The organism is Nocardioides thalensis (assembly GCF_013410655.1).
Classification (GTDB): Bacteria; Actinomycetota; Actinomycetes; order Propionibacteriales; family Nocardioidaceae; genus Nocardioides; species Nocardioides thalensis.
Window position 1 is genome coordinate 2,074,199 of sequence record NZ_JACCFP010000001.1, and the last position, 25,562, is coordinate 2,099,760.

A 25,562-nucleotide genomic window follows, 5' to 3' on the forward strand; every position below is an offset into this window, starting at 1 on the left:
ACGGCTTCCCACTGGGTAAAGGTCTGGGTTCATACCAATTTCACAGGATCTGTTTACAACCGTCTCGCGGCGGGTCTAGCGTCCCGGACAATCCCGAATCGGAGGTTTCCCATGTCCGACGCACATGAGCCGGTCGCGTCCTCGTCACTGGGCGACGAAGCGCATCTCGCCAAGCTCGGCTACAAGCAGGAGCTCGCCCGGACCTGGTCCGGGTTCTCGAACTTCGCGATCTCGTTCTCGATCATCTCGATCCTGGCCGGCTGCCTCACCAACTACGCCGTCGCCATCAACAACGGCGGCCCGATGGCCGTCGCCTGGACCTGGCCGATCCTGAGCGTCTTCATCCTCATCATCGGCTTCACGATGTCCGAGCTCGTGTCCGCGATGCCGACCTCGGGTGGCATCTACTGGTGGGCCGCCAAGATGGGCGGCCCCAAGGCCGGCTTCTACACCGGCTGGCTGAACTGGATCGGCCTGGTCGCCGTGACCGCCGGCGTCGCATACGGGTGCGCGACGTTCATCGACCTCACCATCAGCACCTTCTCCGAGGACTACGCCGGCAACTACTCGCTCACGCGCGTCTTCATCACGTTCGTGATCGTGCTCGCCCTGGCCGCCGTGCTGAACATCTTCAGCGGCCACCTGATGGCGATCATGAACAACATCTCGGTGTGGTGGCACGTCGTCGGCGCCGCCGCGATCGTCATCGTGCTCGTCGTCGTCCCCGACAACCACCTCAGCTTCGGCCAGGTGTTCGGCGATCGGTTCAACAACTCGGGCTTCGCCGAGGGCGCCACCAACGGCGGCACCTTCTGGTTCCTGGTGCTGCCGCTGGCGTTCCTGCTCACGCAGTACACGATCACCGGCTTCGACGCCTCCGCCCACCTCTCCGAGGAGACGTCGGGCGCGGCGATGGGCGCGGCGAAGGGGATCTGGCAGTCGATCTTCTACTCCGCGGTCGGCGGCTACATCCTGCTGCTCGCCGTCACCTTCGCGATCCCGGAGGACGCGCTCGGCAACCCCGACTACGCCGGTGTCGGCGGCGGTGGCGTGGGCTACCTGTTCAACGAGGCACTGGGCAGCAACTGGGCCGGCGTCGTGCTGTTCATCTCGGCGAGCGCGCAGTTCTTCTGCGCCACCGCGTGCCTGACCTCGGCCTCGCGGATGACGTTCGCGTTCAGCCGCGACCGCGCGCTCCCGGGCTCCGACTTCCTGCGGAAGCTGACGGCGGCGAAGGTCCCGGCCAACGCGGTGATCACCGTGGCCGTGCTCGCGGCGCTGCTCACGCTGCCGGCGCTGATCGAGGTGAACCTCGGCACCGAGGAGGCGCCGCTCATCGTCCCGGTCGCGTTCTTCGCGGTCACGTCGATCGCCGTGCAGGGCCTCTACCTGTCGTTCGCGATCCCGATCTACCTGCGGTGGAAGGCCGGCGACTCGTTCGAGGTCGGCGCGTGGAACAACGGGTCGAAGTACAAGTGGATGAACCTGGTCGCCGTCATCGAGATCGTGCTGGTGTCGCTCTACCTGATGCTGCCCGCCAACACCTTCGCGGTGCCGTGGAACGACGGGTTCGCCTGGAAGTTCGTCAACTACGCGCCGATCGTCACCCTGGGCGCCCTGATCCTCCTGACCATCTGGTGGGAGGTCTCGGTCAAGAAGTGGTTCAAGGGACCGGTCCACACGATCGACGAGCCTGACGAGCCGGTCGCCGCCACCGAGTGACCGGAGCCGCTCCCGACCTGGAGCGCCTGGCCGTCCTGGCCGGGCGCTCCTGGCGGGTCACGCCCCTGCCCGGCGGGCTGACCAACACCAACCTCCGGGTCACCTCCGACGACGAGGTCCCGCCGCGGCTCGACCTGGTGGTCCGCTGCTCCCAGGCCGGCGCCGAGCTGCTGGGGATCGACCGCGACGCCGAGTGCGCCAACACGGCGGCCGCCGCGGAGGCCGGCGTGGGAGCCGCCGTCGTCGAGTACCGCCCGGACCTCGGGATGCTGGTGATCGAGTACCTCGATGCGTCCCCGCTGACCGACGACTCGTTCGCCGACGCTGGCGTGCTCACCCGCGCCGCGCACGCCGTACGGCGGCTGCACGCGGGGCCACGCTTCACCGGGGACTTCGACATGTTCGCGCGGCAGGCGTCGTACCTCTCGACCATCCGGGAGCGCGGGTTCGCCCTGCCGGACGGCTACGAGTCGTACGGCGACGCGTGGTCGAGGGTCCGCCGGGCACTGGCGGCGGACCCGCGACCGACCGTCCCGTGCAACAACGACCTGCTGGCCGCCAACTACCTCGACGACGGCGAGCGGACCTGGCTCATCGACTACGAGTATTCCGGCAACAACGACGCCTGCTTCGAGCTCGGCAACACCGTCACCGAGTGCGGCTTCTCGCCCGAGCAGACCGAGGCGTGGGTCGAGGCCTACTTCGGCGCGCCGACGGCGGCCGACCTGGCGCGGGTGCGGCTCCAGGCGCTGTGCAGCTGCTACGGCTGGTCGCTCTGGGGCTTCATCCAGGCGGCGGCATCGCCGATCGACTTCGACTTCTGGGAGTGGGGGATGGAGCGCTACGACAAGGCCCGGGCGACCTTCGGCTCGGGTGACTTCGAGCGACTGCTCGAGGAGGCCGCGTCCGGTGGTTGATGTGCGAGCGCAGCGAGCCTCGAAACCCGGAGACCTGCCTGCCCGGGCGGAGATCGTCGTCGTCGGAGGCGGCGTCGTCGGCTGCTCGGTGGCCTACCACCTGGCGCGGCTGGGCCGCAGCGACGTCCTGCTGCTGGAGCAGGGGCACCTCTCGGGCGGCACCACCTGGCACGCGGCCGGACTGGTCGGCCCGCTCCGCGCGTCGGAGTCCGGCACCCGGCTGGTCCGCTACTCGGCCGAGCTGTATGCGCGCCTCGAGGAGGAGACCGGGCTGGCCACCGGCTACCTCAACACCGGCGGCCTGGTCCTCGCCCGGACGCCCGACCGGATGACGCAGCTGCGCCGGACGGCGGCGTACGGCGCGGCGTACGGCCTGGAGGCGGAGGTGGTCTCCGCCGAGCGGGCACGCGAGATGTGGCCGCCGATGCAGGTGGACGACCTCCTCGGTGCCCTGTGGCTGCCGGGGGACGGGAAGGTCAACCCGGCCGACCTCACCCAGTCCCTCGCCCGTGGCGCGCGTCAGGGGGGCGCGACCATCCGCGAGCGGACCCGGGTGCTCGAGCTGCTGGTCTCCGAGACGGCCGCCGGCCGCGCGGTGACCGGCGTCCGAACGGACGCCGGGGATGTCGAGGCCGACCGGGTCGTCCTCTGCGCCGGCCAGTGGTCCAAGGCGCTCGGCGACGCCGCGGGTGTGGTCGTGCCGCTGCACAGCGCCGAGCACTTCTACGTCGTCACCGAGGCCGTCGAGGGCACGCGCCCGGACCTGCCGATCATGCGCGACCAGGACGGGTGGACCTACTTCAAGGAGGAGGTCGGCGGCCTCGTCGTCGGCGGGTTCGAGCCGAACGCGAAGGCCTGGGTCGCGCCGGACCAGATCCCGTACCCGTTCGAGTTCGCGCTGCTGGAGGAGGACTGGGAGCACTTCTCGCTGCTGATGGACGAGGCGGTCCACCGGATCCCGTCGCTGGCGACCACCGGCATCCGCAAGTTCTACAACGGGCCCGAGTCCTTCACGCCCGACAACCAGTTCCTGCTCGGCGAGACCCCCGAAGTCCGCGGGCTCTACGTCGGCTGCGGCTTCAACTCCGTCGGCATCGCGTCCGCCGGAGGCGCCGGGCGCGCGCTCGCGGAGTGGATCGTCGGCGACGGGCCGCAGGACGACCTGACCGGTGTCGACGTACGCCGGTTCGGGCCACCGCAGAACGACGTCGGCTTCCTGCGGGAGCGGGTGGTCGAGACCCTGGGGCTGCACTACGCGATCCCGTGGCCCAACCGGGAGCCGGTCTCCGGCCGTCCGCAGCGGACCTCGCCGCTCCACGACGTGCTCAGGGGCCGCGGCGCGCTCTTCGGCACCCGCAACGGCTGGGAGCGCCCGCTCGTCTACGGGCCGGCCGAGCTCGACTACACCTGGGGCAAGCCGGCCTGGCTGGCGGCGTCGGCGGCCGAGCACCGCGCCTGCCGGACGGGCGTCGCCGTCTTCGACCAGACCTCGTTCAGCAAGTACGCCGTGAGCGGTCCGGACGCCCTGGCGCTGCTCCAGTGGCTGTGCGCTGCCGACGTCGACGTCCAGGTCGGAGGCTGCGTCTACACGCCCTGGCTCAACGAGCGTGGCGGCTACGAGGCCGACGTGACGGTGACCCGCACCGCTGACGATGCGTTCCTCGTCGTGTCGTCGGCGGCGACGACCTACCGCGACCTGGACTGGCTGGCGCGCCACCGATCGCCCGGGCAGGACGTCCGGTTCGCCGACGTCACCGGCGACCTCGCCGTGCTCGGGACGATGGGGCCGGGCGCACGCGACCTGCTGTCCCGGCACACGACGGCCGACCTCGCCGACGAGGCGTTCCCGTTCGGGACGTCACAGGAGATCGAGGTGGCGGGAGTGCGGCTGCGGGCCACCCGGATGACCTACGTCGGCGAGCTGGGCTGGGAGCTCTACGTGCCGGTCGACGGGGCGGTGGCGGTGCACGCGGCGCTGACCGGGGACAGCGCCGTCGACGCGGGCTACTCGGCCATCGAGTCGTTGCGGCTGGAGAAGGGCTACCGCGCGTTCGGGAGGGAGCTCCTGCCCGACGTCACGCCCCGCGAGGCCGGCCTGGTCTTCGCGACCGCGCTGCGCGGCGACAAGGACTTCCTGGGGCGGGCGGCGCTCGTGGCCGCGCCCGGTCCGGCGCGCCGGCTGGTGTCGCTGGTCTGCGCGGATCCGGAGGCCATGCTCTGGGGCGGGGAGCTGTTGCTCCGCCGGGGCGAGCCGGTCGGCCAGGTCACCAGCGCGGCCTGGGGAGCGACCGTCGGCGCCGCGGTCGGGCTCGCCTGGGTGCGCGGCCAGGTCGACGCGGCGCTGCTCGACGCGGGTGGCTTCTCGGTCGACGTCGGAGGCGGCGACGCGGCTGTGCGACTTTCCCTCCGAGCGCCCCTGCGCTGAGTACGCTTGCCAGGTGGACGAGCTGCTGAGCGGTCTGCGTGACCGGCTCCAGGAGCTGTGCCGGGTCCCGCCGCTACCCGACGACTGGACGTGCGCCTCCGCCATGCTCGCGGCGCACGGCTTCCGCTACGGCGGCGACTTCTTCGTCGCCGGGCTCCTCGACCTGCCGACCGGCCCCGGTCTGCAGATGGTGCTGGTCGACGTCTGTGGCAAGGGGGACACCGCGCTGCCCGACGCCGTGCAGTTCGCCGGCGCGCTCCAGGCCCTCCTGGGCGTGATCCCGGCCGACGACATGCTCCAGGCGGCCAACGACTACCTGCTGCGCCAGCCCGACCCCGAGGCCATGGCGACGGCCGTCCAGGTGGTGCTCGACTTCGGCTCGGGGCGCTACCTGATCCGCAGCGCGGGCCATCCACCCGTCCTGCGCTACGACACGACGGTCGGCGACTGCCTCGTCGACAACGCCCGCGGCACGGCCCTCGGCGCGGTCGCGGAGCCGGAGTTCGACATCAGCGAGGGCACGCTGCTGCCGGGCGAGGGCCTGCTGTTCTACACCGACGGTGTCGTGGAGTCGCGCTCCCAGGACATCGAGGTGGGCATCTCCTGGCTGTGCCGTACGGCGAAGGCCGCCACCCTCGAAGGGCTCGACCGGGCGCCCGCCGCGATCCTCGAGCAGGTGGAGCAGGGCGACGACGACCGCGCCGTGCTCATCCTCGGGCGGCGCGGAATAGCGTCGCCGGGCGCCGCGTTGGCAGGGTAGTTCGAGATTCAACTATCTAGCTCAGGGAGAATGCAGTCATGCAGATCGGCATCTTCACCGTCGGCGACGTGACGACGGACCCTACGACCGGTCGGACCCCCACCGAGCACGAGCGCATCAAGGCGACCGTCGAGATCGCCAAGAAGGCCGAGGAGATAGGCCTCGACGTCTTCGCGACCGGCGAGCACCACAACCCGCCGTTCATCGCGTCCGCGCCGACCACGACGCTCGCCTACATCGGCGCCCAGACCGAGAACATCATCCTGTCCACCGCGACCACGCTGATCACGACCACCGACCCGGTGCTGATCGCCGAGAACTACGCGAAGCTCCAGCACCTCACCGACGGCCGGGTCGACCTGATGATGGGCCGCGGCAACACCGGCCCGGTCTACCCGTGGTTCGGCAAGGACATCCGCCAGGGCATCAACCTCGCCGTCGAGAACTACGCCCTGCTCCACCGCCTCTGGCGCGAGGACGTCGTCGACTGGGAGGGTCGCTTCCGCACGCCGCTCCAGGGCTACACCTCGACCCCGCGGCCGCTCGACGGAGCGCCGCCGTTCGTGTGGCACGGGTCGATCCGCAGCCCCGAGATCGCGGAGCAGGCCGCCTACTACGGCGACGGCTACTTCCACAACCACATCTTCTGGCCGCCGTCCCACGCGGCGCAGATGATCGACCTCTACCGCCGTCGGTGGGAGCACTACGGCCACGGCCCCGCTGACACCGCCATCGTCGGCCTCGGCGGCCAGATCTTCATGCGGAAGAACAGCCAGGACGCGATCAACGAGTTCCGTCCCTACTTCGACAACGCCCCCGTTTACGGTCACGGCCCGTCGCTGGAGGACTTCATGGCGGGCACGCCGCTGACCGTCGGGTCGCCGCAGCAGGTGCTGGAGCGCACGCTGAGCTTCCGCGACAACGTCGGCCACTACCAGCGCCAGCTGTTCCTGATGGACCACGCCGGACTGCCGCTCAAGACGGTGCTCGAGCAGCTCGACCTGCTGGGCGAGATCCTCCCGGAGATGCGGAAGGGCTTCGCGGAAGGACGCCCGGCGCACATCCCGGAGGCGCCCACGCATGCGTCGCTGGTGGCCGCGGCCGGCGGACCGAAGGACTCGACCGTCTACGCCGAGGGCGACTCCGCCACCGGCAGCAGCGACCGCGACCTGGGCGACCCGGAGGTCGCCAAGGTGCTGGAAGGGGAGCTCTGATGACCAGGAAGATCGTCGTCGTCGCCGCGGGGCTCTCGGTCCCGTCGTCGACGCGGCTGCTGGCCGACACCCTCGGCGGTGCCGTCGAGGGCGCGGTGGCGGCACGGGGCGAGGAGGTGGAGGTCGAGTACGTCGAGCTCCGGCCGCTGGCCCACGCCCTCGCCGACCACATGCTGACCGGGTTCCCGACGGGCGACCTGGCCGACGCCATCGACAAGGTGACCCGCGCCGACGCGCTCGTCGTGGTCACCCCGGTCTTCGCCGGCTCCTACTCCGGCTTGTTCAAGACGTTCTTCGACGTGCTCGAGATCGGCGCCCTGGAGGGCAAGCCGGTCCTGATCGGCGCCACCGCCGGCACCGCCCGGCACAGCCTGGTCCTCGACCACGCGCTGCGGCCCCTGTTCGCCTACCTGCGCGCGCTGGTCGTCCCGACCGGCGTCTTCGCCGCCAGCGAGGACTTCGGCGGCACGGCGCTCGAGGGGGGCTTGCGGAAGCGTGCCGAGCGCGCGGCCATCGAGCTGGCGGCGCTCCTCGGTTGCAGCGGGCAGACCGCGTCCCGGCCCGCCCGACGCCGTCTCGTGGAGGACGAGTTCGCCGACGTCACCCCGTTCGAGCAGCTGCTGCGCGAGGCCGGGGGCGACTCCGTCCGCTGACCAGACCTGCTCACCCCCGCGGCGGCACCTCGCGCGCGAGCTCCTCGGGCATCGGCTCGTAGTGCGCGAACGTGCGTGAGAACGTGCCCGCGCCGTGGCTCATCGCGCGCAGGTCGATCGCGTAGCGCACCAGCTCCCGCTGAGGCACGTGGGCTCGCACGAGCGTGCGGTCGGCGACCTGCTCGGTGCCGAGCGGCCGGCCGCGGCGGGCGGCGAGGTCGCTCATGACGTTGCCGACGAGGTCGTCGCTCACGAGCACCGACACCTCGTCGTAGGGCTCGAGGAACGACACCGACGTCTGCTCGGCGGCGTCGCGCAGTGCCAGCGCGCCGGCGGTCTGGAACGCCATGTCGGAGGAGTCCACGCTGTGGGCCTTGCCGTCGGTGAGCGTCGCCCGGAGGTCGACCACCGGGTAGCCGGCCCGCACGCCGCGCGCCATCTGGGTGCGCACGCCCTTCTCGACGCTCGGGATGAACGAGCGGGGGACCGCGCCACCGACCACCTTGTCGACGAACTCGAAGCCGCTGCCCTCGGGCAGCGGCTCGAACGTGAGCCGGCAGACGGCGTACTGGCCGTGGCCGCCCGACTGCTTGACGTTGCGCCCGAGGCCCTCGGCCTTGCCGGTGAGGCACTCGCGCAGCGGGATCACCAGGTCGACCTGCTCGACCGCGACGCCGTAGCGGTGCTGGAGGCGGTCGAGCGCGACCTCGGCGTGGGCCTCGCCCATCACCCACACGACCAGCTGCCCGGTCTCGGAGTTGTGCTCGACGCGCAGGCTCGGGTCCTCGGCGGCCAGTCGCGCCAGTGCAGGCGAGAGCTTGTCCTCGTCGGAGCGGCTCGCCGCCTCGATCGCGACCGGCAGCAGCGGGTCGGGCAGCTCCCACGGCTTGAGCAGCCGCGGCTCCTCCGGGGAGGACAGCGTGTCGCCGGTCTCGGCGCGCGACAGCCGGCCGACGATCGCGATGTCGCCGGCCACGACGTACGGCGCCGGCACCTGCTGGCCCGCGCTCGGGAAGGCGAGCGCGCCGATGCGCTCGTCCTCGTCGTGGCTCTCGTGCCCGGCCGCGCCGAAGCTGTCGAAGTGGCCGGAGACGTGCACGGGCACGTCGGGCAGCAGGGTGCCGGAGAAGACCCGGACCACGCTGACGCGGCCGAGGTAGGGGTCGCTGGTCGTGCGCACCACCTCGGCGACCAAGGGCCCGTCGGGGTCGCAGGCCACCGGCGCCGCAGCCTTGCCGACCGGGGTGAAGACCTCCGGCGACGGGTGCTCGCTGGGCGGCGGGAACGCGCGCACGCACAGGTCCAGCAGCTCGCCGAGGCCGGTGCCGGTCGTGGCGCAGACGGGGATCAGCGGGAACAGCGTGGCGCGGGCGATCGCCTGCTCGAGGTCGTCGATCAGGAGCTTCTCGTCGATCTGCTCCCCGCCGATGTAGCGGTCCATCAGGGTCTCGTCCTCGGACTCCTCGATCACCGCCTCGATGAGCTCGCCACGGCGGGGGTCGTCGGTGGCCGCCTCGAGCAGGCTCACCACGCCGGAGCCGTCGGTGACGTAGACCGGCAGCACCTTCTCGCCGAACGAGGCACGCGCGGCCGCGAGCACCGCGGCGACGTCGGCGCGGGCGTGGTCGAGCTTGGTGACCACGACCGCGCGGGGCATGCCGACGGCGGCGCACTCCCGCCACAGCTGGCGCGTCGACTCGTCGACGCCCTCGTTGGCGCCGACGACGAAGAGGGCGCAGTCGGCCGCCCGCAGCCCGGCGCGCACCTCGCCGACGAAGTCGGCGTAGCCCGGGGTGTCGAGCAGGTTGATCTTGATGCCCTGGTGCAGCAGCGGCTGCACGGTCAGGGCCACGGACCGCCCGTCGGGCACCGTCGCCGCACGGACACCGGTGCCATGGGCGAGGAGGGCCTCGACGAGCGAGGTCTTGCCGGCTTGTGAGGGCCCGACCAGGACCACGTTGCGGATCCGGTCGGGCCCGGGCGCCGCCAGGTCGGAGTCGGCGCCCTTCCTGCTGAGCTTGTCCGCCATGGGCCTACGAAACTCCCGTCGGGCCGGGATCACAAGGGCTCAGTGCGGATCGGTCCGCCTCAGTGCTGGTAGGTGCCGACGATCTGGCCGCGGGCGATCGCCTTGAACGCCAGGTTGAAGCCGACGACGGCGGGGGACGCGCTGCCGTCGACGCCCAGCTGCTCCTCCTTCACCGCGTGGACCACGAAGTAGTAGCGGTGCACGTGGTCGCCCTCCGGCGGCGCCGCACCGCCGAACGCGTGCTCGCCGAAGTCGCTGCGGACGTGGAACGCACCGCCGGGGAGGGCGTCGTCGCTCGCGCCCGCGCCGGTGTCGAGGCTGGTCACGTCGGCCGGGATGTCGACGGCGACCCAGTGCCAGAAGCCGCTCGGGATGGGGGCGTCGGGGTCGAAGCAGGTGACGACGTAGCTCTTGGTGCCCTCCGGTCCGGGCTCCCAGGAAAGCTGCGGCGAGGTGTTGCCCTCGGCGTAGACCTGGTCGGACTTCAGGGGCTGCCCGTCCGTCACGTCGGCGCTGGTCACCGAGATGGCCGGGAGCGCGGGCATCAGCTCGTAGGGGTCAGGAGCGACGGGGCGTTCGATCGACATGCCTGCAAACGTAGTCCGACCCGTGAGTCGCGGGGTAGGGGGAAACGCGCACCCAGGAAGATGAGGGCATGGACTTCCCGCCGTACCCCTCCGGTCTCCAGCTGGCCGGACGCCGCGTGGTCGTCGTGGGCGGCGGGAGCGTCGCTCAGCGCCGCGTCCCGCAGCTGATCGCGTCCGGCGCCGACGTCCACGTGGTGTCGCCCGGGGTGACGCCGGCGATCGAGGGGCTCGTCGGCTCGGGGGAGATCACCTGGCACGCCCGCGGGTTCGAGGACGCCGACCTCGACGGCGCCTGGTACGTCGTCGCGGCGACCGATGAGCGTGCCGTCAACGACCGCGTGAGCACGCTCTGCGAGGACCTCCGCATCTTCTGCGTGCGCTCCGACGACGCGACGCAGGGGAGTGCCTGGACGCCGGCCGTCGGCCGGCACGCCGGGGTCACCGTGGCCGTGCTCGGCGACCGCGACCCGCGCCGCTCCGTCCAGGTCCGCGACGAGATCCTCGAGGGGCTGCGCGAGGGCGTGATCGCCGCGCCGCACCACCGCGACCGCACGCCCGGCGTCACCCTGGTCGGCGGCGGCCCGGGCGACCCCGAGCTGATGACCGTGGCCGGCCGCAAGGCGCTGATGGAGGCCGACGTCGTCGTCGCCGACCGACTCGCCCCCCGCGAGCTGCTCGGCGAGCTGCCCGCGGACGTGGAGCTGGTGGACGTGGCGAAGCTGCCACGCGGCCGTTCGGCGCAGCAGGAGGAGATCAACCGGGTCATCGTCGACCGCGCCCTCGCCGGCAAGCGTGTGGTGCGGTTCAAGGGCGGCGACAACTTCGTCTTCGGTCGCGGCTACGAGGAGGTGCTCGCCTGTCGCGACGCGGGCGTGCCGGTCACCGTGGTGCCCGGCCTCACCTCGCCGGTCGCCGTCCCTGCGATCGCTGGCATCCCGGTGACCCATCGCGGCGTCACCCACGAGTTCGCCGTGGTCTCCGGCCACCTTCCGCCCGGGCACCCGGAGTCGCTGGTCGACTACGGCGCGCTCGCCCGGATGCGCGGGACGATCGTGCTGATGATGGGCGTCGAGAACGCCCCGGCGATCGCCGCCGCGCTCGTCGACGGCGGGCGTCCCGCCGACACCCCGGTGGCCGTCGTGTGCGACGGCACGATGCCGACCCAGCGGACCGTGCTCGCGCGGCTCGGCACCCTGGCCGAGCGGCTCGCCGAGGAGCGGGTCAGGCCCCCCGCCATCATCGTGGTCGGCGAGGTCGTCCGCATCGCCCATCCCGAGGCGTTCGACGGCTGATGGCCGAGCTGGTCCAGATCACCACGGCCGACGACCCCCGGCTCGCCGACTACCGCGACCTGCGCGACGTCCAGCTGCGCCGCAGCCTCGAGGCCGAGCACGGGCTGTTCCTCGCCGAGGGCGAGAAGGTGGTGCGCCGTGCGGTCGAGGCCGGCTACGCGCCCCGGTCGTTCCTCATGGCCCCGCGCTGGCTCGACGGGCTGGGCGACGTGCTGGAGCGCTCGGACGCGCCCTGCTACGTGCTGTCGGAGGCGCTCGCCGAGCAGGTCACCGGCTTCCACGTGCACCGCGGCGCCCTGGCCTCGCTCGTACGGCGCCCACTGCCGACCGTCGACTCAGTGCTGGCGGATGCGCGCTCGGTGCTGGTGCTCGAGGACGTCGTCGACCACACCAACGTCGGCGCGATCTTCCGCTCCGGCGCCGCGCTCGGGTTCGACGCCGTGCTGCTCGCCCCGCGCTGCGCCGACCCGCTCTACCGCCGGTCGGTGAAGGTCGCGATGGGTGCCGTGTTCGGCGTGCCCTGGACCCGCCTCGACGACTGGCACGGCGCGCTGCCGTCCCTCAGCGAGCGCGGGTTCACCACGGTCGCGCTCACGCTGGCCGTGGACGCCGTACCGGTCGAGGAGGCGGTGGCGGGCGTGGACAAGGTCGCCCTGGTCCTCGGCGGCGAGGGCCACGGGCTCTCCGCACGCTGGGAGGAGACCGCCGACCGGCGCGCGATCATCCCGATGGCGCGGGGGAGGGAGCACGGCATCGACTCCCTCAACGTGGCGGCCGCGACGGCCGTCGCCTGCTACGTCACCGCGCGGCGTGCCTGATCACTGGGACTGGCTCCGCTGCACGACTGCGACGACACCTGAGATGACGACACCCGTGAGCACGGGTCGGAGGATCTTCAAGCCGACGTCCTCGCCGAACGAAGTGAACGCGACGGCCATCGTCGCGGCGAAGACGACCCCGAACACGAACCAGTTCCACAGCGCCAACCCGCGGAAGGACCTGCGCACGACATAGCGGCGGACGCTGCGGGGAACCTGCCGCACGACACGGAGCGTGTACGCGCAGACCCCGACGATGAGCATCGCCCCGATGCTGCGGGTCGTAGCCGAGACGCCGTCGTCGGCGAAGTTGAAACCGGCCGCCGCGATGAGTGCGACGACGGACGCGAGCCACAACCGCAAGGGGAACGAAGTGGCGATGCTGTCGAGGTTCTCCTGCGCCACACCGATCTGCGGATCCGCATTGAGTGCACCGGCGTAGCCGCGGATCGCCTTGGAGACGTTCCACTGCCCGCGGAGCGTGGTGAGGTTGTTCAGCGCCGCCGCGTGATCGGGCTCGAGCTCGAGCACCCGCTCGTACGCCGCCTCCGCCTCGGCGACGGCGTTGCGCCGATGCTCGACGACGCCCAGCGCGAAGTGAGCGTCCGGCTCGTTCGGCGCGAGCCGGACGCCGGTCCGCGCGGCTTCGTGAGCGAGGATCAGCTCGCCCGGCACGTCCGCTGCGATCAGGGCGCACTGGATGTGCGCGTTCGGGTTGTGCGGAGCGAGACGAACCGCCTCCTGGATGGCGCGGAGGGCAGCACGGTGGTCGCCGAGGCGGTCCAGCGCGATCGCGACCAGCCGGTGCCCCCAATCGCTTTCGGGCCGCAGTGCCACCAGGCGGTTGGCAGCGTCGAACGCGGCCCGGAAGTCGCCCTGACCGAGGCAGGCCTGGGCGAGGTAGCCGTGGGTGTCGGCGTCATCGGGCGACGTGGCCAGGATCTGGCTCGCGCGGGCCCTGGCGTCGTGCCAGCGACCGATGTCGATCAGGTGCGGAAGCTGCTGACGCGCGCGGTGGTCCTGGCTCACAGCTTGCGGGCCTTGCGCATGTACTTCGCGAGCTCGTCGTAGCTACCGTCCCCGTTGGCGAACTGGACGACATTGCGGGCCGTGTCGAACCACGGCCCGACCGAGGGCCGGACCTCGCTCAGCGCGGCTTCGACGTCCGTCTGTCCGATGAGCCGCAGCTCGCCCGACTCCGCCGCGGCCAACAACGCCACCTCGGCGGCGGCCTCACAGGCATGGGCGATGTCCGCCCCCGTGTATCCGTCGGTCATCTTGGCGAGTCGCTTCACGTCGATCTTGGCGACCGGACGATCCGACAGCTGCAGCCGCCAGATCGCCTCGCGCGCCTCCTGGTCCGGGGGCAGCACGAGAAGCGTGCGATCGAAGCGGCCCGGACGCCGCAGCGCGGCGTCGACGTCCCACGGCGCGTTCGTCGCAGCGAGGACGAAGACCCCCTCGTTGTCTCCTTCAACGCCGTCGAGCTCCAGCAGGAGCTGATTGACGGCGCCGCGCATCGCATCGGAGCTCAGCCGGCTGCGCTTGTGACCGATCGCGTCGACCTCGTCGAGGAAGAGAACGCACGGAGCCGACGCTCGCGCGGTCTGGAAGATCTCGTGCACGTTCTTCTCGCTGTTGCCGACGTACATGTCCAGCACGTCGGCGATCGAGACGGTCATGAACCGCACGCCCATCTCGCCCGCGAGCGCGCGGGCGAGAAAGGTCTTGCCACAACCGGGCGGCCCGTAGAGCAGCAGTCCGCCGCGCAGCGACTTGCTGTACATCTTGCGGAGCGCTTCGTTGCGCATGGGGGCGAGGAAGGCGGCATGGAGCCGCTTCTTGACCTCCTGCATGCCTCCCACATCGGCGAGCGTGACACCGCCCTCCTCGACGTCGTAGGCGCTGACCTCCGAGCTGGCACCGTCGGAGTCGGCGAACATCGGCGGGGCGATGTCGCCGACCTCCTCCTCGGCCAGCGTCCAGTCGAAACCGCGATCGACCGGCGGGGTCTCGGCCGACCGCGACGAGGCGTCCCCGCCTGCGCCCGACATCGGCGCGGCTGATCCTCCTGGGTCCAGAGCGCGTGCCATCAGCGCACGCGCTTCGGCGGAGTCCGGAGCGGACGCCAGCGCTGCCGCGAGGTGGGGCACGGCCTCGTCGGCGCGACCGGCCCTGATCAACAGGTCGGCCAGGTGGATCCTCAGCGCCGCATCGCCGGGCGCCGCCGCCACGGCGCGCAGGATCGCGTCGATCACGCTCTCGCTCATGCGCAAAGGTTAAGGCCAGCGCGTGCCTCCGGCCGGGCCCGCCAGATTTCACCGCCGGTCGTGCCACTACCGCCCACTACCGCGGAGACGCGCCACCGCCTACGCTCGCGCCATGGCGAACGAGAACACGTTCTACTCCGCGGTCCCGGTCGTGGTGTGGGGCACCGGCAACATGGGCCGGGCGTCGATCCGCGCGGTCGCCGCGCACCCCGGGCTGCGGCTGGCGGCCGTGGTGGTCAACGACCCGGGCAAGGTCGGTCGCGACGCGGGCGACCTGGCGGGCCTGGGTCGCGACCTCGGCGTGAGCGCGACCGACGACGTCGACGCCGCGCTCGCCACCCTCGACGGCGGGGGAGCCGTGGCCTACGCGGCGTCGGGGGAGCTGCGCCCCGACGACGCCGTGGCCGACATCAGGCGCGCGCTCGCCGGCGGTGCGGTCGTGGTGACCCCGTCGGTCTACGCGCTCTACGACCACCGGAGCGCGCCGCCCGAGCTGCGGGAGCCGCTCGAGAAGGCGTGCGCCGACGGCGGCAGCGCGCTGTTCGTCAGCGGCATCGACCCGGGCTGGGGCAACGACCTGCTGCCCGCTCTGGTGAGCGGCCTCGCCAGCGAGGTCGACCAGGTCCGGTGCCAGGAGATCTTCGACTACTCGACGTACGACGCCGAGGACTCGGTGCGCTACATCGTCGGCATGGGGCAGCCGATGGACTACGAGCCGCCGATGGTCGCCGCCGGCATCCCGTCGATGGTCTGGGGTGGCCAGGTCCGGATCGTCGCGCGCGCTCTCGGCGTGGAGGTCGACGAGCTGCGCGAGACCGTCGACCGGCGCGCGCTCGACGCCGACGTGACGACCGCGCTCGGCGACTTCGCGGCCGGCACCCAGGGGGCGCTCCGGTTCGAGGTGCAGGGCATCGTCGGCGGCGAGCCACGGATCGTCATCGAGCACGTCACCCGGATCAGCGCCTCGTGCGCCGGCGACTGGCCGATGCCACCCGACGGGGGCGACGGCGCGCACCGGGTGATCATCGAGGGCCGTCCCCGCATCGAGATCAACGTCGAGGCCACCGACGAGGGCGGCAACCGGGCCGCGGGCGGCAACGCGACGGCCGCGAACCGGCTCGTCAACGCCATCCCGTGGCTCCGCGTCGCCGCCCCCGGCCTCTACGACGGGCTCGACGTGCCCCTCGTCCCGTCCACCTACCTGCGCACCACCGACACCAGCACCATGACGGAGGCCTGATGTTCATCGACGTACCCGACGGCAAGGACCCGATCATGCACGTGTGGGGCGAGCTGGTGCCCGGCATCGGGCCCGCGGCGTCCGCACTGGCCATGAGCGTGTACGAGCACAGCACCCTCGGGCTGCGCGAGTTCGAGGCGGCCCGGCTCCGGATCGCGCAGATCAACGGCTGCCTGTTCTGCCAGGACTGGCGAACCGAGCGCGACGGGCAGAAGGTCGAGGACACCTTCGACCAGGCGGTGGCCGACTGGCGCACCACCCGTGACTTCGACGACCGGACGCGGCTGGCGGCGGAGTACGCCGAGCGGTACGCGCTGGACCACCACGGGATCGACGACGCCTTCTGGAAGCGGATGCGTCAGCACTACTCGGACCGGGAGATCGTCGAGCTGTCGATGTGCCTCGGCTCGTGGCTGTCGTTCGGGCGCCTCAACCGGGTGCTCGGCCTGGACGCGGCGTGCGTGCTGCCGAGCCACGCCGGGCAGGGCTGACCCGCCCGGAACGGCTCAGGCAGGCCAGTCCGGCGGGTACTCGTCGGCGATCTTGTCGTGCTGCTTCTGCAGCTTCTTGCGCGCCCGGTCGGGGATCCGGTCGCCGAAGACCGTGCCCAGGGTGTGGTCGGTCTCGTGCTGGAGACACCGCGCGAGCAGCCCGTCGCCCTCGAAGTGCACCGGCTCGCCGTCGAGCCCGAAGCCGTCCACCGCGGCCCAGTCGGGACGCGCGCACGGCGCGAACGCGCCGGGGAACGACAGGCAGCCCTCCTCGCCGTCGTCGAGACGCCGGTCCTTGCCCTCGGGGAGCGTCACCGTCGGGTTGCACACGACGCCGACCGTGCGGCGGCCCGACTCGTCGGGGCAGTCGAACACGAAGACGGCCAGGTCCACCCCGATCTGGCACGCGGCCAGGCCGACCCCGTCGGCGGCGTACATCGTGGCGGTCATGTCGGCCACCAGCGCGCGCAGATCGTCGTCGTACGACGTCACCTGCGCCTGGGGGCGGTGCATCACCGGCGTGCCCCACCGGGTCATCGGCCGGACCGTGCCGCCCTCGGGCAGCGGGCCGTGGGGCATGTTGAGGGGCTCGTCGGCGGGGCCGGGATCGGGGGCGGTCATGGGACCGGAGCATAGGCGAGGGGGCACGTGTGACATGACCCACCCGCGCGTCTGTAGCGCGATGTGTAACTCGAAGTTACATTTGACGGCATGTCCCTGATCAGCAACCTCAAGCCGGGCGGCAAGCACGGGGTTCCGAGCACGGAGAACCGAGACCCCATCGGTTTCCTCGTCGCCGGTCTCAACAAGCTCGCCCAGAGCGACCTCATCGACAAGATCGGTCTCCGCAAGCAGTCCGAGCAGGTCGTCTTCAACGTCACCCGCACCGGGTTCAAGACGATGACCACGGCCAGCCGGACCTTCGCCAAGTCGGGCAAGAAGGGGCAGCCGGGCACCCGGCCGGCCGCGACCGCCGGCACCGGGCCGTTCGACCTCACGCCGACCGAGGACGAGCAGATGCTCGTCGACGTGGTGAGCGAGTACGCCGAGGAGGTCGTGCGCCCCGCCGCGTTCGAGGCGGACAAGGCGTGCGCCGCTCCCGACGAGCTGCTCAAGTCCAGCCTCGAGATCGGCCTGCCGATCCTCGGTGTGCCGGAGGCGCTCGGCGGCATCTCCGAGGAGCGCTCCGCGATGGCGGGCACGCTCGTGGCCGAGGCCCTCGCGAAGGGCGACATGGGCCTCGCCGTCGCCACCCTGGCGCCCGGCTCGGTCGCCACCGCCCTCGGGCTGTGGGGCACCGACGCGCAGCAGCAGACCTACCTGCCCGCCTTCACCGGGGAGGAGGTGCCGGCCGCCGCGCTCGCGCTCAACGAGCCCGCCGTGCTCTTCGACGTCCTCTCCCCGAAGACGACCGCAACCAAGTCCGGTGACGGCTACCTCCTCAACGGCACCAAGAGCCTGGTCGCCCGTGGCGCCGAGGCCGAGCTGTTCGTCGTGGGCGCCCAGCTCGACGGCAAGCCGGTCCTCTTCCTGGTCGAGTCGGGCGCCGAGGGCATGACGGTGGAGGGCGACCCGGCGATGGGCGTCCGGGCCGCCGGCATGACCAAGCTGAACCTCGAGGACGTGAAGGTCCCCGCCGACGCCGTGCTCGGCGAGACCGACGGGTCGACCTACACCGAGTGCGTGCGTCTCTCGCGCCTCGCGTGGTGCGCGCTCGCGATCGGCACTGCCCAGGCGGTGCTCGACTACGTCACGCCGTACGTCAAGGAGCGCGAGGCGTTCGGCGAGCCGATCGCCCACCGCCAGGCGGTGGCGTTCATGGTCGCCAACATCGCGATCGAGCTGCAGGGCATGCGCCTGCTGACCTACCGCGCGGCCGCCCGCGCCGCGGCGGGCAAGGACTTCTCCAAGGAGGTCGCCCTGGCCCGCAAGATCTGCGCCGACAGGGGCATGCAGATCGGCAACGACGGCGTGCAGCTGCTCGGTGGCCACGGATTCGTCAAGGAGCACCCGGTCGAGCGGTGGTACCGCGACCTGCGTGCCATCGGCATCATGGAAGGGACGGTGCTGGTCTGATGGCCATCAACCTGGAAGTTCCCAAGAAGCACCGCCCGCTGATCGAGCAGGCCCACCAGGTCGCGATGAACATGCTGCGGCCGATCTCGCGCAAGTACGACATCGCCGAGCACGAGTACCCCAAGGAGCTCGACACGCTCGCGGCGATGATCGACGGGCTCAACGAGTCCGGCGCGTCCGAGGGTGCCGGCGCGAGCGGCGTCGGCCGCGGCTCGAAGGTCTCCGAGGGCGACGGCGTCAAGAACGGCTCCAACATGGCCTCGGTGACCTCGATCGCCGAGATGTGCTGGGGCGACGTCGGGCTGATGCTGTCGTTCCCGCGGCAGGGCCTCGGCAACTCCGCGATCGCGTCGGTCGCCAACGACGAGCAGCTCGAGCGGTTCAAGGGCACCTGGGCGTCGATGGCGATCACCGAGCCGAGCTTCGGCTCCGACTCCTCGCAGGTCTCGACCACCGCGGTGCTCGACGGCGACGAGTACGTCATCAACGGCGAGAAGATCTTCGTCACCTCGGGTGAGCGGTCCGACTCCATCGTCGTGTGGGCGACGCTCGACAAGTCCCTCGGCCGCGCGGCGATCAAGTCGTTCCTGGTCACCAAGGACATGCCGGGCGTGAAGGTCGAGCGGCTCGAGGAGAAGCTCGGCATCCGGGCGTCCGACACCGCCGTGATCACGTTCACCGACGTCCGCGTGCCCAAGGAGAACCTCCTCGGTTCCCCGGAGATCAACACCGAGCAGGGCTTCGCCGGCGCGATGGCGACGTTCGACAACACCCGCCCGCTGGTGGCCGCGATGGCTGTCGGCGTCGCCCGGGCGTCGCTCGACCTCACCCGCGACCTGCTCGCGCAGGCCGGCATCGAGATCGACTACGACAGGCCGGCCAACCTGCAGTCCGCGGCCGCTGCGAAGTTCCTCCAGCTCGAGTCGGACTGGGAGGCGGGGCGCCTGCTCACCCTCCAGGCCGCATGGATGGCCGACAACCGCAAGCCGAACTCGCTCGAGGCCTCGATGGCCAAGGCGAAGGCCGGCCGCGTCGGCTCCGACGTCACGCTGTCCTGCGTCGAGCTGTGCTCGTCGGTGGGCTACAGCGAGGCCGAGCTGCTCGAGAAGTGGTCGCGCGACTCCAAGATCCTCGACATCTTCGAGGGCACCCAGCAGATCCAGCAGCTGATCGTGGCGCGCCGGATCCTCGGCCTGTCGAGCTCCGAGCTCAAGTGAGCGAGGCTCGGTCACCGGGCGATAGGTTCGTCCGGTGACCGAGCATCTCGTCGTCGCCGCGACCGAGGCCGAGGCGGCGTACGTCCCGGCCGGCCTGCCCGTCCTGATCACCGGCATCGGCAAGACCGCGGCCGCCACCGCGGTGGCCCGCGCGCTCGCTTCGTACGGCGATCTCGGCGACCTCACCGTCATCAACATCGGCACGGCGGGCTCGCTCCACGACCACCACGACGGCCTGTTCGAGCCGGGCATCGTGATCAACCACGACATCGACGCCGCGGCGATCCGGGCCCTCGGCTACGACCCGCGGGAGCGGCTCGAGTGCGGCTCCGGCAGTGCGAGCGTGGTGCTCGCCACCGGCGACGTGTTCGTCAGCGAGCCCGACGTCCGGACCCGGCTGGCGGTCGACGCCGACCTCGTCGACATGGAGGGCTACGCCGTGGTCTACGCCGCGCAGCAGTTCGGCGTACCGGTCCGGCTCGTCAAGCACGTGTCCGACAACGCCGACGAGAGCGCCTTGGACTGGCCGTCGGTGGTCGACCACAGTGCACGGCACCTGGGGGAGTGGCTGGTGCGCAACGTCGTGGACCCCGAGGTCCAGGAGGAGGACCCACCCGCAGTCGGCTAGCGGCTCAGGCCGCGGCCGCTGCCCGCTCTCCGGCCGCGCGCCACCCCCACGAAGTCCTGGTGCACGTCGCTGTCCGCGTCGCGCAGCCAGATCAGCGCGACCTGGGTGGGCTCGAGGTCGGTCACCGGCCGGCTCACGACGTCCTTGCGGGCGTGCAGCCGGGCCACGGACATCGGCAGGATCACCACGCCGGTGCCCGACGCCACGACCTCGACCGCGTCCTTGTCGGACATCGACGGCCAGTCCAGCTGCTCGGCGTCCGGCCGCCACCCCGACGGGTGCGGGGCGACGAGCTGCTCGTCGGCGAGGTCGGCCAGGGTGACTCCGCCCTCGGGATCGGCGGCGGCCACCAGGTGCTCCCTGCCCGCGACGACCACCTGCTGCTCGTCGTACAGCCGCACGCAGTGGAGGGGCCGCGGCCGGTCGAGGTCGACGGGCAGCCGGGCGAGCACCATGTCGGCGGCGCCGTCGTCGAGGACGGCGCGCTGCGCCGCCTGCTCGACAGGGACCAGGTCGATCGGGATGTGGGGGTGCCGCTCCCGCCAGACGCGGGCCCACTTGTCCGGGGTGGCGCCGGTCACGAACGCCAGGCGCAGCCGTTCCATGGCGCGGAGCCTATGCGGTCGGGCATGCTTGTCCTGCACACCCCGTGAGTCGGGAGGAGGCACGCCGATGGCCAGCTACGGCCCCGTGGTGCTGCTCAACGCCTCCTACGAGCCGCACGACGTCGTCTCGTTCCCTCATGCGGTGAAGATGCTCTTCCGGGGCGTCGCGGTCGTGCACGAGGCCGACGAGGACCGGACGATCGGGCCGCACCCCTGGCCGAAGGTGGTGCGGCTCGTGCGTTATGTGGTCGCCTCCTGGATGTACCGCCCGGCCGCCTACGGCCGTACGGCGGTGCTGCGCCGCGACCGCAACCGATGCGCCTACTGCGACGGGCACGCCGACACGGTCGACCACGTCGTGCCCCGCTCCCGCGGCGGCACCTGGACCTGGCTCAACACCGTCGCGGCCTGCAACCGGTGCAACAGCCGCAAGGGCAACCGGACGCCCGCCGAGGCGGGGATGCGCCTGCGCTTCGAGCCGTGGGTGCCGACGCGGATCGAGGTCACCGGCTGGAGCCGGCGCTGACCGTCTGGTGGAGCAGCGTGACGTCGAACCAGACCTCGCTGCCGTCGTCGCACTCGTGCAGGTCGAGGAGCCGCTCGCCGCGCTGCTCGTAGCGCACGTGCCGCGACGTCCGGCCGCGCTGGGCGAGCGCGTCGACCTCGTCGCTGACGCGGAGCACGCCCCACGGCCGGTCGTAGGTGCCGTCGCCGCTCTTGAGGATGGCCCGCACCGCGATCCTGGCGAGGGTGCGCTCGCGGTCGGCGGCCTTGCCCTGCCCGAGGTGGTCGTAGCAGTCGGCGAGCAGGCCGTGCGTGCCCGGACTCAACATCGCGCCGGGCATCAGCTCCAGCAGCACGGGCAGCAGCTCGCCGTACCTCCTGTCCTGGAGGTACGGCGCCGCGATCCGCTCGAGCGGGAGCTCCGGGTCGTAGTTGCCGCCGCCGGAGATGTCCCGATGAACCGCGCTGAGCGTGGCCGGGGTCGGCGTGCGGAGATAGCTTTCGACGAGTTGCGCGAACAGGGTGCCCACGTATCGCCCCTTCCCGAGAAGTCGGAGCAGTCGGTCGACGCTACCGCGTCCCGGCGGACCTCGGCCGCACCCGTCCTGAGCCGTGGGCAGGTGATGCCCCCGATGAGGGGATCGGGCCCCTCCTTTGCTACTGTTTCGCCGCACTCGTCCGGGTGGCGGAATTGGCAGACGCGCTAGCTTGAGGTGCTAGTGCCCGTATTAGGGCGTGGGGGTTCAAGTCCCCCCTCGGACACCAGACGAAGAGCCCCTGACCTGCACAGACGCGGGTCGGGGGCTCTTGTCTTCTCCGCTCCCGGCTTGCGCTCCGGGTGCCTCTCCTGACAACGTCTTCTGGTCCTCCATGGGGGAGGACAGTGCGGAATTGAGCCGACGAACGGACCCGAAGTGACGCTGGAGAAGAACGATCGAACGACCCCCGAGCGCAGGGTGGCGGGGCACGCCAGGGACGCCCTGGCGTCACCCGCCGGCGACGTGGTGCCGCACCCGGCGCTGGACCTCCCGCCCGCGGCCGCCGACGAGCGACGCGGCATCGACAAGATCGTCTTCGGGGTGAGCGCCGCGGTCTCGATCGCGTTCGTCCTGTGGGGCGCGCTCGGCACCGATTCGCTGGGCACGGTCTCGACCGACGCCCTCGGCTGGGTGATGGCCAACACCGGCTGGCTGTTCGTCCTCGCGGCGAGCGCGTTCGTGGTATTCGTCGTCTGGCTCGCGCTCAGCCGCTACGGCGCCATCACGCTGGGCCGCGACGACGAGGAGCCCGAGTTCAACACGGTGTCCTGGGTGGCGATGATGTTCAGCGCCGGCATGGGCATCGGGCTGATGTTCTACGGCGTCAGCGAGCCGGTGACCCACTTCGTGACGCCGCCGCCCGGGACCGGCAGCGAGGGCAGCGCCCAGACCGCGATGGCGACCACGATGTTCCACTGGACCATCCACCCGTGGGCGATCTACGCCCTGGTCGGGCTGTCGATCGCCTACGGCGTCTACCGCAAGGGCCGCCACCAGCTCATCTCCTCGGCCTTCGCCCCGCTCCTCGGCCGCCACGCCGACGGGCCGGGCGGCAAGGTGATCGACATGTTCGCGATCTTCGCGACGCTCTTCGGCTCGGCGACCTCGCTCGGGCTCGGCGCGCTCCAGATCCGCAGCGGTCTCCAGATCGTCGGCGGCATCGGAACCGTCGGCAACTCGGTGCTGGTCGGCATCATCGCCGTCCTGACGGTCGCGTTCGTCCTGTCCGCCGTGTCCGGCGTCGCGAAGGGCATCCAGTGGCTGTCCAACACCAACATGGTGCTCGCGGTGGTGCTCGCGCTGTTCCTGTTCGTCGTCGGGCCGACGGTGTTCATCCTCAACCTGGTGCCGACCTCGGTGGGCAGCTATGTCCAGGACCTGGCCATGATGTCTGCCCGCACCGGGGCCGAGGGCGCGGCCACCGAGGCGTGGCTGGGCTCCTGGACCGTCTTCTACTGGGCCTGGTGGCTCTCGTGGACGCCGTTCGTCGGCATGTTCATCGCCCGGATCTCCCGCGGGCGCACGATCCGGCAGTTCGTCGCGGGCGTGCTGCTCGTGCCGAGCCTCGTCAGCGTCATCTGGTTCTGCATCCTCGGTGGCACCGCCATCGACCTCCAGGAGGCGGGCACCGACATCGCCGGCGCCGGCGGCCTCGAGCAGCAGCTCTTCACGACGCTCGAGTCCTACCCGCTGGCAACGGCCGCGAGCGTGGTCGTCATGGTGCTGGTCGCGATCTTCTTCGTCTCGGGCGCCGACGCCGCGTCGATCGTCATGGGCAGCCTGTCCGAGCGCGGCACCCAGTCGCCGTCACGACCCATCGTGATCTTCTGGGGCGTCGCCACCGGAGCGGTCGCCGCGGTGATGCTGGTCGCCGGGGGCGAGGACGCTCTCGCGGGCTTGCAGACGATCACGATCGTCGCCGCGCTGCCGTTCGTCGTGGTCATGGTCGGCCTGGCCGTCGCCCTGATGCGCGACCTGCGCGAGGACCCGCTCATGGTGCGGCGTCGGTACGGCGAGGAGGCGGTCGAGCAGGCCGTGATCGCAGGCGTGACCGAGCACGGCGACGACTTCGCGATCGTCGTGGAGCCGGCCGAGACGTCCGACGCGGCGTCCGGTGAGGCCGCGAGCGAGGAGGGGAAGGCCCGGCAGCGCGGGGACTGACGCCGTCGGTCACTTCCTCAGGTTGTCCACCGTCGCTGCCGATGGGAGTTTCGCGCAACCTTCTCGGGGAATCAGGCGTCTCAACCGATGAAGGAGGTGACCGACATGCGCAACACCGCACCCGGCCAGCAGGGCAGGTCGACCCTGCCGCTGGCGGACGCCAAGTGCGACTTCCCCGGCTGCGAGCACTGGGCCGTCACGGTCACCTCGATGTGCGAGCTGCACCGCCGGGTCACGGTCTCGGGCACCGGGTCCTGGCTCGAGGCCGGCTGAGCCGCACCGGTCAGACCGGGATGCCCCAGTCCGCGAGCGCGGCCTCGGGGTCGACAGGGTCGCCGCCGCCGGGGCGCACCTCGAGGTGGAGGTGCGGGCCGGTCGTGTTGCCGGTCATGCCGACGTAGCCGACCTCCTGGCCGGCCGTGACGTGCTCGCCCGGCGCGACCGTCACGGAGTCCTGGTGGCAGAGCCAGAGCTCGGTGCCGTCCTCGGTGCGCAGCACCGTCTTGAGGCCGTAGGACCCGTCGTAGTCCGTCGAGACCACGACGGCGTCGGTGATGGCGCGGATGGCGGTGCCCTGCGGCACCGCGAAGTCCAGGCCGGTGTGGGAGGAGGACCACAGCCCGCTGCTCGCGCCGAAGCGGCCGGTGAGCTCGTAGCCCTCGACGGGCCGCACCAGCTGCACGGGGTGGATCACCTGGCCGCGCTGGATCCGGATGCGTCCGGTCAGCGGGCCGGTGTTCGCGGACACGAGGGTGATCCGGTCGGTCTCCGGGTCGGGCACGTCGTTCGCCGACGCGGTCAACGTCGGGGTCAGCGTCGCGCCGGTCAGTGCGAGGCCGGCCAGCGTGGGGCCGGCCAGGAGGCGGGGCAGGTGGGGCATCTCGTTCACGTCCTGTTTCTCGGTTCACTTCGCTCGAGCGGCGCTTGCAACAGCAAGCACGAGCAAGCAACCAGTGCGCCAGAACGCCGCGTTCACGCTCAAATCGCCTGACAATCCGCCGTGGTGCCGCTAACAGGAACGCGTTCTCGTTCACGCTCAGGAGGGTCGGATCCTGGGAGGGAGATCACAGGTATGCGTTCGCGCGCCGTTCACCGATCTCGCGGGGAAATGCGGGACCAAGGTCCCCATAGCGCCGGGTCGGTGCAGCGCGTTGAGGAGGGCATGAACGCGTCGTCCCGGATCCCGGAGGCCACCCTCCGCGAGGAGTGGTCGGCGACGTACGTCGCGTGGGCGGGCACGCTGCGCCCCTCGGTGCCCACGCACCGCCGAACCGCCGCTGCGGAGCCGAACGCCGAGCGCGACTCCCAGCGGGCCGAGGCCCTGCTCCGGCTCGCCTCCGACACCCGCGCCACCCCGCACGAGCGGGCGCTGGCGGCCCAGAAGGCGGCGGAGCTGCTCGTGCGAGGATGACGAC

General features: G+C 71.5%; 25 protein-coding genes and 1 tRNA gene. 18 read left to right on the forward strand and 8 right to left on the reverse strand.

Features of this window, described 5'->3' with window-relative positions:
* Positions 1–111: 111 nt before the first annotated feature.
* From HNR19_RS10235 to HNR19_RS10260, 6 genes are read left to right on the forward strand one after another with little or no spacing between them, the layout of a single operon-like run.
* A complete protein-coding gene (locus HNR19_RS10235; RefSeq protein ID WP_179667825.1) occupies positions 112–1,722 on the forward strand; it encodes an amino acid permease in 1,611 nt (536 codons plus the stop codon).
* Positions 1,719–2,639: a phosphotransferase gene (locus HNR19_RS10240; RefSeq protein WP_179667826.1), complete on the forward strand. Its 921-nt coding sequence runs from the start codon at positions 1,719–1,721 to the stop codon at positions 2,637–2,639. Before HNR19_RS10235 ends, HNR19_RS10240 begins: the two co-directional genes overlap by 4 nt.
* Before the next feature lies 1 nt (position 2,640).
* A complete protein-coding gene (locus HNR19_RS10245; RefSeq protein WP_179667827.1) occupies positions 2,641–5,064 on the forward strand; it encodes an FAD-dependent oxidoreductase in 2,424 nt (807 codons plus the stop codon).
* Positions 5,065–5,077: 13 nt separating this feature from the next.
* Complete coding sequence (locus HNR19_RS10250; protein ID WP_179667828.1) at positions 5,078–5,824, forward strand: SpoIIE family protein phosphatase; 747 nt, start codon at positions 5,078–5,080, stop codon at positions 5,822–5,824.
* 38 nt (positions 5,825–5,862) lie between these two features.
* Positions 5,863–7,038, forward strand: a complete 1,176-nt coding sequence (locus HNR19_RS10255; RefSeq protein ID WP_179667829.1) for an LLM class flavin-dependent oxidoreductase — start codon at positions 5,863–5,865, stop codon at positions 7,036–7,038.
* On the forward strand, positions 7,038–7,691 hold the full coding sequence (locus HNR19_RS10260; protein ID WP_179667830.1) for an FMN reductase: 654 nt from the start codon (positions 7,038–7,040) through the stop codon (positions 7,689–7,691). The genes HNR19_RS10255 and HNR19_RS10260 overlap by 1 nt, the downstream gene beginning before the upstream one ends.
* A 10-nt stretch (positions 7,692–7,701) precedes the next feature.
* Here the strand turns inward: HNR19_RS10260 and HNR19_RS10265 are convergent, their stop codons facing one another.
* Positions 7,702–9,720, reverse strand: a complete 2,019-nt coding sequence (locus tag HNR19_RS10265; RefSeq protein WP_179667831.1) for an elongation factor G — start codon at positions 9,718–9,720, stop codon at positions 7,702–7,704.
* A gap of 59 nt (positions 9,721–9,779) precedes the next feature.
* On the reverse strand, positions 9,780–10,307 hold the full coding sequence (locus HNR19_RS10270; RefSeq protein ID WP_179667832.1) for a YbhB/YbcL family Raf kinase inhibitor-like protein: 528 nt from the start codon (positions 10,305–10,307) through the stop codon (positions 9,780–9,782).
* Positions 10,308–10,375: 68 nt separating this feature from the next.
* Here HNR19_RS10270 and cobA point away from each other — a divergent pair, with 68 nt between their 5' ends.
* Both cobA and HNR19_RS10280 read left to right on the forward strand, forming a co-directional pair.
* Positions 10,376–11,599, forward strand: a complete 1,224-nt coding sequence (gene cobA / locus HNR19_RS10275; protein WP_179667833.1) for a uroporphyrinogen-III C-methyltransferase — start codon at positions 10,376–10,378, stop codon at positions 11,597–11,599.
* Complete coding sequence (locus HNR19_RS10280) at positions 11,599–12,417, forward strand: TrmH family RNA methyltransferase (protein WP_179667834.1); 819 nt, start codon at positions 11,599–11,601, stop codon at positions 12,415–12,417. The genes cobA and HNR19_RS10280 overlap by 1 nt, the downstream gene beginning before the upstream one ends.
* On the opposite strand, the gene HNR19_RS10285 is transcribed toward HNR19_RS10280, so the two are convergent.
* Both HNR19_RS10285 and HNR19_RS10290 read right to left on the reverse strand, forming a co-directional pair.
* A complete protein-coding gene (locus tag HNR19_RS10285; RefSeq protein ID WP_179667835.1) occupies positions 12,418–13,446 on the reverse strand; it encodes a tetratricopeptide repeat protein in 1,029 nt (342 codons plus the stop codon).
* Complete coding sequence (locus HNR19_RS10290; protein ID WP_179667836.1) at positions 13,443–14,687, reverse strand: AAA family ATPase; 1,245 nt, start codon at positions 14,685–14,687, stop codon at positions 13,443–13,445. The genes HNR19_RS10285 and HNR19_RS10290 overlap by 4 nt, the downstream gene beginning before the upstream one ends.
* A gap of 112 nt (positions 14,688–14,799) precedes the next feature.
* Here HNR19_RS10290 and HNR19_RS10295 point away from each other — a divergent pair, with 112 nt between their 5' ends.
* Complete coding sequence (locus HNR19_RS10295) at positions 14,800–15,927, forward strand: NAD(P)H-dependent amine dehydrogenase family protein (protein WP_179667837.1); 1,128 nt, start codon at positions 14,800–14,802, stop codon at positions 15,925–15,927.
* Entirely contained in the window at positions 15,927–16,418 is a 492-nt protein-coding gene (locus HNR19_RS10300; protein WP_179667838.1) for a carboxymuconolactone decarboxylase family protein, read from the forward strand. Before HNR19_RS10295 ends, HNR19_RS10300 begins: the two co-directional genes overlap by 1 nt.
* Positions 16,419–16,433: 15 nt before the next feature.
* Here the strand turns inward: HNR19_RS10300 and def are convergent, their stop codons facing one another.
* A complete protein-coding gene (gene def, locus HNR19_RS10305) occupies positions 16,434–17,039 on the reverse strand; it encodes a peptide deformylase (RefSeq protein ID WP_218910205.1) in 606 nt (201 codons plus the stop codon).
* A 90-nt stretch (positions 17,040–17,129) separates the two neighbouring features.
* Here def and HNR19_RS10310 point away from each other — a divergent pair, with 90 nt between their 5' ends.
* From HNR19_RS10310 to HNR19_RS10320, 3 genes are read left to right on the forward strand one after another with little or no spacing between them, the layout of a single operon-like run.
* The gene (locus HNR19_RS10310) at positions 17,130–18,494 is read left to right on the forward strand and encodes an acyl-CoA dehydrogenase family protein (protein WP_179667839.1); all 1,365 of its coding nucleotides are present in this window, start codon (positions 17,130–17,132) and stop codon (positions 18,492–18,494) included.
* Positions 18,494–19,711 carry an acyl-CoA dehydrogenase family protein gene (locus HNR19_RS10315; protein WP_179667840.1) on the forward strand — a complete coding sequence of 406 codons (1,218 nt, stop codon included), beginning with the start codon at positions 18,494–18,496 and terminating at the stop codon, positions 19,709–19,711. Before HNR19_RS10310 ends, HNR19_RS10315 begins: the two co-directional genes overlap by 1 nt.
* Before the next feature lie 34 nt (positions 19,712–19,745).
* Positions 19,746–20,339 (forward strand): nucleosidase, encoded by a 594-nt coding sequence (locus tag HNR19_RS10320; protein WP_179667841.1) that lies wholly within the window; start codon positions 19,746–19,748, stop codon positions 20,337–20,339.
* Here HNR19_RS10320 and HNR19_RS10325 read toward each other — a convergent pair.
* Entirely contained in the window at positions 20,336–20,944 is a 609-nt protein-coding gene (locus HNR19_RS10325; RefSeq protein WP_179667842.1) for a LysR family transcriptional regulator substrate-binding protein, read from the reverse strand. The two genes, HNR19_RS10320 and HNR19_RS10325, sit on opposite strands and share 4 nt — an antisense overlap.
* 67 nt (positions 20,945–21,011) lie before the next feature.
* Between HNR19_RS10325 and HNR19_RS10330 the strand changes: the two genes are divergently transcribed.
* On the forward strand, positions 21,012–21,470 hold the full coding sequence (locus HNR19_RS10330) for an HNH endonuclease (protein ID WP_179667843.1): 459 nt from the start codon (positions 21,012–21,014) through the stop codon (positions 21,468–21,470).
* Here HNR19_RS10330 and HNR19_RS10335 read toward each other — a convergent pair.
* Positions 21,448–21,978 (reverse strand): DUF4919 domain-containing protein, encoded by a 531-nt coding sequence (locus HNR19_RS10335; RefSeq protein WP_179667844.1) that lies wholly within the window; start codon positions 21,976–21,978, stop codon positions 21,448–21,450. The two genes, HNR19_RS10330 and HNR19_RS10335, sit on opposite strands and share 23 nt — an antisense overlap.
* A 146-nt stretch (positions 21,979–22,124) precedes the next feature.
* On the opposite strand from HNR19_RS10335, the gene HNR19_RS10340 reads away from it, so the two are divergent.
* From HNR19_RS10340 to HNR19_RS10350, 3 genes are all read left to right on the forward strand, one after another.
* Positions 22,125–22,213, forward strand: a tRNA-Leu gene (locus tag HNR19_RS10340).
* 149 nt (positions 22,214–22,362) lie between these two features.
* Positions 22,363–24,147: a BCCT family transporter gene (locus HNR19_RS10345; RefSeq protein ID WP_343047141.1), complete on the forward strand. Its 1,785-nt coding sequence runs from the start codon at positions 22,363–22,365 to the stop codon at positions 24,145–24,147.
* Between the two features lie 105 nt (positions 24,148–24,252).
* Positions 24,253–24,420 (forward strand): hypothetical protein, encoded by a 168-nt coding sequence (locus tag HNR19_RS10350; protein ID WP_179667845.1) that lies wholly within the window; start codon positions 24,253–24,255, stop codon positions 24,418–24,420.
* A gap of 10 nt (positions 24,421–24,430) precedes the next feature.
* Here HNR19_RS10350 and HNR19_RS10355 read toward each other — a convergent pair whose 3' ends face one another.
* Entirely contained in the window at positions 24,431–25,027 is a 597-nt protein-coding gene (locus HNR19_RS10355) for a M23 family metallopeptidase (RefSeq protein ID WP_246304535.1), read from the reverse strand.
* A gap of 282 nt (positions 25,028–25,309) precedes the next feature.
* On the opposite strand from HNR19_RS10355, the gene HNR19_RS10360 reads away from it, so the two are divergent.
* Complete coding sequence (locus HNR19_RS10360) at positions 25,310–25,558, forward strand: DUF2786 domain-containing protein (protein ID WP_179667847.1); 249 nt, start codon at positions 25,310–25,312, stop codon at positions 25,556–25,558.
* Positions 25,559–25,562: the final 4 nt, after the last annotated feature.